Below are 8,275 nucleotides of genomic sequence, written 5' to 3' on the forward strand. Positions count from 1 at the left end.
CCCGCCTTGAGGTGGGCTACATGCCGATCCTGCCGGTCGCCCAGCTGTTCGTGATGGAGGGCGAGGGCTGGACGACGGAGGCCGGCCTCGAACTTGAGCTGACCCGCTTCTCCAGCGGTCCGGCCATGGTCCAGGCCCTGGCCTCCGGCGAGCTCGACGTCATGTACTTCGGCATCGGCCCGGCCATGGTCGCCCGCGCCAACGGCGTACCGATCAAGGTGCTGGCGGCCAGCATCCGCGAGCAGATCGGCTTGGTGGCCCGAGGCGAGCTGGCCGAGACCTTCGCCCGCGTCGAGGACCCTGCCGAGGCCATCACTCGCTTCACCGAAGAGCAGGGCCGCAAGCCGCAGATCGCCACCTTCCCCCGCGGCTCGGTGCCCGACACCGTGTTGCGCTACTGGCTGGTCGAGCGGCTGGGCGTGGGCGAGGAGGCCGTGGAAATCGTTGCCATGGGCGCCGACCGGGTCCAGCAGGCGTTGCTGGCCGGGGCGGTGGATGGCGCTTCGATCCTCGAGCCTATCCTCACCACCGTGCAGGAGCGCGACGAAAGCGCCCGAGTCGTGGCACGGGCCGACGAGATGTTGCCCGGCCAGCCCGGTGCCGTGCTCGCGGCCCGCGAGAGTGTGCTGGCAGAGCAGCCGGAGGCCCTGCGGGCCCTGATGTCCTTGCACTTGCGCGCCACCGAGGTACTGGTCGAGGAACCCGAGCGAGCCGCGCCCCACGTCCGGGAGTTCGTCGGCAAGCGCCTGATCGGGCTCGATACCGTGGAGGCAGCCCTGCGCTCTCCCTCTTCGAACTACCTCGCCGACCCCCATGCCATCCTTGAGGCCACCCGCACTATGCATGACTTCCAGGCCGCCCAGGGCACGCTCAGGAAGAGCGTCGACCTGGACGCGCTGTTCGACACCGACCTCTACGATGCGGTGGCCGAGGAGCAGGCAGGATCATGACACCGGTCCTGTCGCGCCATCGCCGCAGCCTGCTCGGCGCCTTGGGCCTGGCCGCCTTCCTGCTGTTCTGGGAACTGGCCCTGCGCAGCGGCCTGCTGCCCGGCAGCCTGGTGCCGCTACCCTCGACGATTCCCGGCGTCCTGGCCGCCGAGATCGCCGACGGCATCTGGCTCGAAGTGGTAACGGCGAGTCTCGCCCACTACAGCGTGGGGCTGCTGCTGGGCTCGCTGCTGGGCATCACCGTGGGAGTGTCGGCGGCGCTGCTACCGGCCGTCGACGCCCTGCACGCCTGGCTGGCCCGGCTGCTGCGCCCCATTCCGCCGCTGGCCTGGATCCCCTTCGCCATCATCTGGTTCGGCATCAACCCCTCGGCGGCGGCCTTCATCATCAGCATCGGTGTGTTCTGGATCAACTACTTCGCCAGCTACAGCGCAGTGCGCTCGGTGGACCCGGGCTATGACGAGGTCGCCCGGGCCTTCGGCCAGGGCGGCTTCCTGGCGCGGCTGGCCAAGGTGAGCCTGCCGGCGGCGGCCCCGGGCATCCTCGGCGGGCTGCGCGCTGGCCTGGGCCAGGGCTGGATGACGGTGGTGGCCGCCGAGCTGTTCGGTATCCCGGGCATCGGCCAGCGCATGATGGAGGCGTCCAGCCTGCTCGCCACCGACATCGTGGTGGTCTACATGCTGACCATCGCCGGGCTCTACGCGGCCTTCGACTTCCTGTTCATGACCCTGCAGCGCCGGCTGCTCAGGTGGCAGCCATGACCGCCTCCCAGACGACCCTGCCCCCGGTGCTTCGCGCACGAGGCATCCGGCTGGGCTTCAGTGGCACGCCGGTGCTCGCCGGCATCGACCTCGACCTCCACCCCCGGGAGTTCGTCGCCGTGGTGGGCGCCTCGGGGGTCGGCAAGTCGACCCTGCTGCGCGCCCTGGCCGGCCTGCTCGCCCCCCAGGAGGGCACGGTCGAGATTCCCGAGGGCAGGGCCCGCGACACCCGGGCCTGGTCGATGGTCTTCCAGGCACCGCGGCTCTTCCCCTGGCGTCGCGTGAGCGCCAACGTGGAACTGGGCCTGGAGGGGTTGGCCCTCTCCCGGGCCGAGCGACGGCGGCGGGCGCTGGAGCCCCTGGCGCTAGTGGGGCTGGAGGAGCTCGCCGAGCGCTGGCCGCATACACTTTCGGGCGGCCAGCAGCAGCGGGTGGGCATCGCCCGGGCCCTGGCCGTGCGCCCGCGGGTGCTGTTCATGGACGAACCCTTCTCGGCGCTGGACGCCATCACCCGGCGCCGCCTCCAGCAGGAACTGGTCGACCTGCGCCGCCGCACCGAGGCCGCCATCGTCTTCGTCACCCACGATATCGAGGAGGCCGTTCTGCTCGCCGACCGGGTGATGGTACTGGGGGGCCAGACAGCGGACCGGCCGGCAGGAGTGGTAGAAACCCTCGATATCCCGCTGCCGCTGGACGACCGCCGCGACCACCCGGGCTTCGCCGACTGCCTGCAGGCCGTGGAGCGCCATATCGGCGCCGCCCACTGACGTCCGTCCCCCTCACCCCCGAGAACCAGGAGGCCCCATGGCCGCGCTGCGCGTCCTGCTGCATGCCCCCACCGCCGAGGCCCTCGCCCGGGCACGGCGCAACACCCGCAACCTGGGCAAGGCCCGTCCCGATGCCGAGGTGCTAATAGTGGCCAACGCGGGGGCGGTGGCCGCGGCCTTGGCGAATCCCGACGAAACTGATCCCCTTCTGCGACTGTGCCGCAACTCACTGGCCGCGCAGGGGCTCGATAATACCATCGGCCTCGTGGAGGTGGAGGCGGCCGTGGTCACCCTCGCGGAGCTTCAGGCCGCGGGTTGGTTCTACATTCGCGCTTAACGCGGAATGCAGCAAATAACGGATATTAGGCCAAGAGTTGGTGAGTCGATTGATGCGTAGGTGTCCAGAAAACGAAGGTTTCCTTTCGATATAGTTGAGTTTGCAGGCAGGGAATGTAGCCAAAACAAGCCGCGTAGTGTGCCGAATACCAAGTCCGATTTTGGCCGATAGCGGCCTGCCTGCCATATCGATGGCAGACAGGTTAATAAATATCTTAGTCCTCAGTCCTAACTAGCCACCCCTCTACGGTTTCAGCGCCGTGCTCTTCCTTCCAAGCCTTCAGCGTCTTCTGGTTGCCGCCGCGGGTCTCGACGACTTCGCCGGTGTTCGGGTTCTTGTAGATTTTCAGCTTGCGCTTGGCGCGGCCGCTGCTCTTGGTGCTGCTGGAGCTCTTGTCAGCGGTCTGGGTGGGGTCCAGCAGCTTGATGACGTCGGCAGCGGACTTGTCGAACTCGCGCATTAGGTCTTCGAGGTGGTTCTTGAAATCCAGCTCGGTCTTTAGGCGATCGTCGTTCTTCAGCCTGTCCAGCTCTTCCTGAAGCTGCTTGAGCTGCTGTTCCTTCTGCATATAGGTGCTGAGAATGGACATGATTTTCCTTGCGTTGGGTGAATGTTGGGAAGCATTATGGTGGCAGTTTTAGCATGAATCAATGTTGCTGGTCAGTTAAAAGAAGATGATTTTGACTTCAGGAGTAGAAGTCTCTATTGAGACTGTGAACGCTGGGACAGAAAACACCTCGCAGCCGAATTAACATTTCTTGATGCTGTCCCTGATGGGCTCAGCAATGCTGTGCCAGTTCCTTGATCTACTGGAGTGGCAAGCATGGAGAGACACCACCCACGCCCCTGGCTGGCTGCCTTTGGGCTATCTGCCAGCCTGGCAGGCCCCGCACTCGCTGAACCAACCATTGAAGTCTTTACCACAGCCGGGGAGCTGGTCATCAATGTGCCGTCGGACGTGGCAGTGATCGAGCTCGATGCGCCCGCTCGGCTGGACGCCGAGTTGTCGCGTGAGCTGCCCGCGGATCCCGACGTTGCGTCAGATCTGATGCGCGAGCGCATGGCGACTGCTGAGTGGCAGGAAACGGCCGACCGCTATGCCGATAGATATCTCGGCTTGGTCAGGGCCTGGCAGCTGGGCGTCGAGAAAGTCCCCGCCGTGGTGATCGATGGCCGCTATGTGATCTACGGCCAGCCGGACGTCGCCCAGGCGTTGAACGAGGCTGACCGCCTGCTGGGTCAGGAGAGACATCCATGATCCGCTTCAGGACCTTGGGTACTCTGTTGATTGGCGCGCTGCTGAGCCTGAGCGTGGTCGAGAAGCCTGCCCAGGCGCTGACGACGCCGCAGATCGTTGCCTCGTCGCTCTCCACCCAGTGCCTGGACTACCAGGTCATCGGCATCTGCGTCTGGCTCAAATGCTCCTGGTCGGGCTGCTCGATCCGCACCTCGGTCCAAGTGCGCCACTATATCCCCGAGCTGGTGGTCTCCAGCTACGAGAACACCGGCGACAACCCCTGGTGGGAGGTAGCCGCGCTGTCGCCGCCCTTGGGCGAGGCGCTGGCCGGTGGGCAGAGCACCACCGATGCCAACCGGGCTCAGCACGAGCACCTGCGCTTCAAGAATGTGGACGCCATCGGCCACCCAGCCGGCGGGGCTTTCAGCAGCTTTGCCAGTGCCTTCGGCATGACCTGCGCTGGGGCAGCGACTCCCTTCCAGCCCTACCACCTCTCGACCCTGGACGCCCTGTCGTGGCGCAGCGGGATCCCCGAGTCGCTCTACCCCGAGGCCCTAACGCCCGGCATGCGTGAGCTGGGCCAGCCCGGCGACGTATGGGGCAACATCTACCCGCGCAGCGGCTTCTTGACTCAGGTGCACGACTACAAGACTGCGGCGACCACCGCCCAGCGCTCCGCCGACATCGTCACCCGCACGGGGCAGCCCCACGTCTACATGACGCTGGTGGCCTCCAGCCGCGACGGCTACTGGCCACCCGGGCCGGTCAAGGAGGGTGACCCCTCGACCCACCGCTGGCAGCGCCTGACGCCCAACATGAGCAAGTCCTGTCAGGTGTGGCCGGACCGCGGCATCACCGACACCTACTCCGACCGTCTGGATGCGGGCGGTGACTACGCCTGGTCACTGTGGCGCCCCTACCGCTGCTGCCAGCGCCGCGGTCAGACCTTGCTCTACGCAGTCCCCTGAAGGAGAGAGTCAGATGAATGGATCTCGCATGCGACGCTTCCCCCTTGCACCGCTCGCCGGCGCCCTGGTGGTGGGGCTGCTGTCTACCCAGGCGTCGGCGCAATCCGCCGACGCGCTCTACTACCAGATCGGAGGCGCCTCGCCCTTCAGCGTCTCCGCCGGCCGAGGTTACAACCCCAACAGCCGAGGTATTGGCATCAGCTGGAACATGAATGCCTCCTGCGGCAACTTCGATATCGGCGCCACGGTCTCTAACCAGCTCAACGGCATCACCAACGGCTTCCAGAACCTGATGGGGCAGGTCGTCCAGAATGCCCAGAGCGCGGTGGCCTCGCTGCCCGCCATGATCATCCAGCGGTCCAACCCGGGGCTCTACGACCTATTGAGCAACGGCGTGCTGCAGGGACGAATCGACTTCGATCGTGCCTCCCTATCGTGTCGCAAGATGTCCGAGCAGATGGCCGACATGGTCACCGGCCAGGGGTGGCAGCAAATGGCCATGGCCGAGAGCTGGCAGAACGCGGCCCAGTCCAACGCCGACGTCGTCGCGGCACAGGAGCAGGTCGACCAGTCGGGCGGTAATCAGGGCGTGACCTGGGTAGGTGGCCAGCGCCGGGGCGGCCAGCACCAGGCGCCGATCCGGGTAGTAGAAGATACCGCTCGCGCCGGCTACAACCTGCTGCATGGCCGTGCCGATACCACCAGTACGGCTGCCATCCCAGGCGGCGGAGGCGGCTGGGGATCGGTGGCCACCAACGAGGGTACCTGGATCGGCGGCGGTGGAGTGGCCGGCGCTTCCGGCGGAAGCGGCTCCGGTGGTTCAGGCGCGGGTAGTGGGTCGGGGACCTGCCTGGGCGGCATGTGCACGGTCTGGCAGAGCCCAGAGGAGGCCGCTGAGTGGACACAAACGGTGATCGGCGAGCAATCGATTCGGACCTGCGACGGTTGCGAGCGCAGCGAAACCCAGGCCGGCACGGGTCTGGTACGCGAGCTGGAGCGTGAGCAGCAGGCAATCTACGGCAAGCTTCTGGCGCTGGTAGACGGTAGTGAGGCGCTGACCCCGGAGAACCTGCGTCAAGTCTCTGCCGGTGACGGCCTGACCGTCTCCCGTGGGGTGATCGAGTCGCTGAGCACCGACCCCGAGGCCTCACTGCTGATTCACCGCTTGAGCGGTGAGATGGCCCTGGCCAGGACGCTGACCAAGGCGCTGTGGGCGCGTCGGCTGCTGCTGGCCGGTAGCAGTGACCCGGGGGTCGCTGACAATGAGCAGGGCATGTCGGCGCTGGATCGCAAGCTGGTGGCCCTGGATAGCGATATCGAGTCGCTGCGCTCCGAGATGGAGATCCGCCAGGCGCTGAGTAACAGCGCCGCCGGCATCGCGTTGGAGCGAGCCTCCCGTCGCGGACAAGGAGCCTCTCAGGGCGAGACCTTCCGGCCGGATGCGGCTCTTGACGGCCGCGGTCGTCCCGCTGGCGAAGAGGAGGGCAGCGACTGATGGCTCGACGCGCTTTCTCCTGGGTGAGCCCCGGTCGCTGGCCATCGCTGCTGGTCGCCATCGCGGTGCTGATCGCCATGTTCCTGCTCAGCGGGATCATTCTGGTGATCAGCGTGCGGCTGCTGGGTGGGCTCGAGGCCCACCACGACGCCTGGCGAGCTGCCTGGCCGTGGCTGCTGGCCTGGCGGCTGAGCCTCTATGCCGCGCTGGTCCTGGTCTGGTGGCGCAAGGTTCGCCCCCGGACGGTGGCACGGCTGCACCGGGACCATGACGACGGGCGGCAGTCGCTCGCCAAGCTGAGGCGGCTCGAGCTGATGGCCCTGGGCATCCTGGTGCTGCTGGAGGTCATCAATCTGGTCAACCAGCTGGGAGGTTCCTGATGGGAGGCCTGCTTACCGCGCCGCTGGTGGTGTTCGACTACTTTTCGAACGCCATGACGCTGCTGGGCTGGATCATCAACAACGCCATCTGGAACGTCATGGTGGCCACCGGCATCGCCGCGGTGCCGTTCATTACGCTGGTGCTCTCCGAGTGGTTCAAGGCCCGCCAGGAGGGTGACGAGGCCGGCACCAAGGGCATCCTCACGGTCAACCGCATCGAGACCCGGCTCTACGCCATGATCCTGGCCTACGCCTTCACCTGCCTGCCGCTACTGCAGGTCCAGTTGGCCACCGCCGACATCGACGAGAGCCGCTCGCTGGAGTGCGGCACCCGCCAGTTCGCCTCCGGCGGCTGGTCCGAGGGGGCGTTTGGAGCAACCGAGAACGCGATCGGTGGCCAGCAGGCCAGGATGCCGTTGTGGTGGGCGGGGGTGCATGCGGTATCCCACGGGGTCACCGCGGCGGCGATCCACGCGATCCCCTGCTCGACGGACTTCGAGTCGATCCGCATGGAGCTGGACCTGCACAGCATCGAAGACCCGGGGCTGCAACAGGAGGTGGGCGAGTTTCAGCGTCAGTGCTTCGGGCCGGCGCGCAACCGGCTGCTGCAGGAGGGTGGCACCATCGAGGCGACCCGCGCCATGGACGTGGACTGGATCGGCTCCAACTACTTCCAGACCACGCCCGGCTACTACGACAGCTTCTACGCCGGGCGGCCCATCGCCGGTTTCCCCTACGATGCCGACCGGGATGTCTCCCGGCCCAACACCGGCTCCGGCTTGCCCGGCTATCCCTCCTGCCAGGAGTGGTGGTCAGCGGAGAACGTGGGCCTGAGGGCCCGGCTTCACGAGGAGATCAGCCCCGGCTTCTGGGACGACTTCCGCAGCGTCTTCACCAGCAGCGACGCCGAGGACTACGTGATTCGGCGCCTGGTCAGCCCCCGCTCGGGTGCGGCCAGCGGCAACCTCGATCAGGGCGTGGTGGGCTTTCGCGGCCTGGATGGCGGCAGCAGCTTCTGGGATGCCACCGTCACCGCCGGTTCGGCGATTGGCGGCACCTTGTCGATCCTGCCCTTCCAGGCCGGCATGGACATGCTCAAGCAGGCGCTACCCATGGTGCAGGGCATCCTGGTGATGGCCATCATCATCTGCCTGCCCTTCGTGATGGTCATCTCCAGCTACAGCTTCAAGGTCGCCGGCATGGCCACCTTCGGGCTCTTTGCCATGTGGTTCCTGACCTTCTGGTGGGAGCTCGCCCGCTGGATCAACTCGAACCTGGTGAACCTGCTCTACCGCAGCGACGCCGCCAAGCTGAGCTGGCTCTCCGCCGCCAACAACCTCTACGACCGCATGGTGCTGCAGTTCGTGGAGGGGATGATGT

10 protein-coding genes are annotated in these 8,275 nt (G+C 66.6%); 9 read left to right on the forward strand and 1 reads right to left on the reverse strand.

Annotation, left to right across the window (positions count from 1 at the left end; all coding sequences use genetic code 11):
* The 4 genes from BDK63_RS17895 to BDK63_RS17910 all read left to right on the forward strand — a co-directional run.
* Positions 1 to 950, forward strand: a 950-nt coding sequence (locus BDK63_RS17895) for an ABC transporter substrate-binding protein (protein WP_183334453.1), incomplete at its 5' end; no start/stop codon positions are given.
* Entirely contained in the window at positions 947 to 1,711 is a 765-nt protein-coding gene (locus BDK63_RS17900; protein ID WP_133634544.1) for an ABC transporter permease, read from the forward strand. The genes BDK63_RS17895 and BDK63_RS17900, both read left to right, overlap by 4 nt.
* Positions 1,708 to 2,478: an ABC transporter ATP-binding protein gene (locus BDK63_RS17905; protein ID WP_183334455.1), complete on the forward strand. Its 771-nt coding sequence runs from the start codon at positions 1,708 to 1,710 to the stop codon at positions 2,476 to 2,478. The genes BDK63_RS17900 and BDK63_RS17905 overlap by 4 nt, the downstream gene beginning before the upstream one ends.
* Before the next feature lie 37 nt (positions 2,479 to 2,515).
* Positions 2,516 to 2,815 carry a hypothetical protein gene (locus BDK63_RS17910; RefSeq protein WP_183334457.1) on the forward strand — a complete coding sequence of 100 codons (300 nt, stop codon included), beginning with the start codon at positions 2,516 to 2,518 and terminating at the stop codon, positions 2,813 to 2,815.
* Positions 2,816 to 3,029: 214 nt separating this feature from the next.
* Here BDK63_RS17910 and BDK63_RS17915 read toward each other — a convergent pair whose 3' ends face one another.
* On the reverse strand, positions 3,030 to 3,404 hold the full coding sequence (locus BDK63_RS17915) for a histone-like nucleoid-structuring protein, MvaT/MvaU family (RefSeq protein WP_183334459.1): 375 nt from the start codon (positions 3,402 to 3,404) through the stop codon (positions 3,030 to 3,032).
* 234 nt (positions 3,405 to 3,638) lie between these two features.
* Between BDK63_RS17915 and BDK63_RS17920 the strand changes: the two genes are divergently transcribed.
* From BDK63_RS17920 to BDK63_RS17940, 5 genes are all read left to right on the forward strand, one after another.
* The gene (locus BDK63_RS17920; protein WP_183334461.1) at positions 3,639 to 4,073 is read left to right on the forward strand and encodes a TIGR03757 family integrating conjugative element protein; all 435 of its coding nucleotides are present in this window, start codon (positions 3,639 to 3,641) and stop codon (positions 4,071 to 4,073) included.
* Complete coding sequence (locus BDK63_RS17925) at positions 4,070 to 5,020, forward strand: TIGR03756 family integrating conjugative element protein (protein WP_183334463.1); 951 nt, start codon at positions 4,070 to 4,072, stop codon at positions 5,018 to 5,020. The genes BDK63_RS17920 and BDK63_RS17925 overlap by 4 nt, the downstream gene beginning before the upstream one ends.
* A gap of 13 nt (positions 5,021 to 5,033) precedes the next feature.
* Complete coding sequence (locus tag BDK63_RS17930) at positions 5,034 to 6,515, forward strand: integrating conjugative element protein (RefSeq protein ID WP_246386313.1); 1,482 nt, start codon at positions 5,034 to 5,036, stop codon at positions 6,513 to 6,515.
* The gene (locus BDK63_RS17935) at positions 6,515 to 6,895 is read left to right on the forward strand and encodes a hypothetical protein (RefSeq protein WP_183334465.1); all 381 of its coding nucleotides are present in this window, start codon (positions 6,515 to 6,517) and stop codon (positions 6,893 to 6,895) included. Before BDK63_RS17930 ends, BDK63_RS17935 begins: the two co-directional genes overlap by 1 nt.
* The coding region (locus BDK63_RS17940; RefSeq protein WP_183334467.1) for a conjugal transfer protein TraG N-terminal domain-containing protein at positions 6,895 to 8,275 on the forward strand (1,381 nt) is incomplete at its 3' end. The genes BDK63_RS17935 and BDK63_RS17940, both read left to right, overlap by 1 nt.

It is taken from the genome of Halomonas campaniensis, from assembly GCF_014193375.1.
Lineage (GTDB): Bacteria > Pseudomonadota > Gammaproteobacteria > Pseudomonadales > Halomonadaceae > Halomonas > Halomonas campaniensis.

Bases quoted from the DNA above. Each gene is read 5' to 3' on its own strand.
- BDK63_RS17900 (WP_133634544.1), top strand. From the start codon at position 947: ATGACACCGGTCCTGTCGCGCCATCGCCGCAGCCTGCTCGGCGCCTTG.
- BDK63_RS17905 (WP_183334455.1), top strand. From the start codon at position 1,708: ATGACCGCCTCCCAGACGACCCTGCCCCCGGTGCTTCGCGCACGAGGC.
- BDK63_RS17910 (WP_183334457.1), top strand. From the start codon at position 2,516: ATGGCCGCGCTGCGCGTCCTGCTGCATGCCCCCACCGCCGAGGCCCTC.
- BDK63_RS17915 (WP_183334459.1), bottom strand. From the start codon at position 3,404: ATGTCCATTCTCAGCACCTATATGCAGAAGGAACAGCAGCTCAAGCAG.
- BDK63_RS17920 (WP_183334461.1), top strand. From the start codon at position 3,639: ATGGAGAGACACCACCCACGCCCCTGGCTGGCTGCCTTTGGGCTATCT.
- BDK63_RS17925 (WP_183334463.1), top strand. From the start codon at position 4,070: ATGATCCGCTTCAGGACCTTGGGTACTCTGTTGATTGGCGCGCTGCTG.
- BDK63_RS17930 (WP_246386313.1), top strand. From the start codon at position 5,034: ATGAATGGATCTCGCATGCGACGCTTCCCCCTTGCACCGCTCGCCGGC.
- BDK63_RS17935 (WP_183334465.1), top strand. From the start codon at position 6,515: ATGGCTCGACGCGCTTTCTCCTGGGTGAGCCCCGGTCGCTGGCCATCG.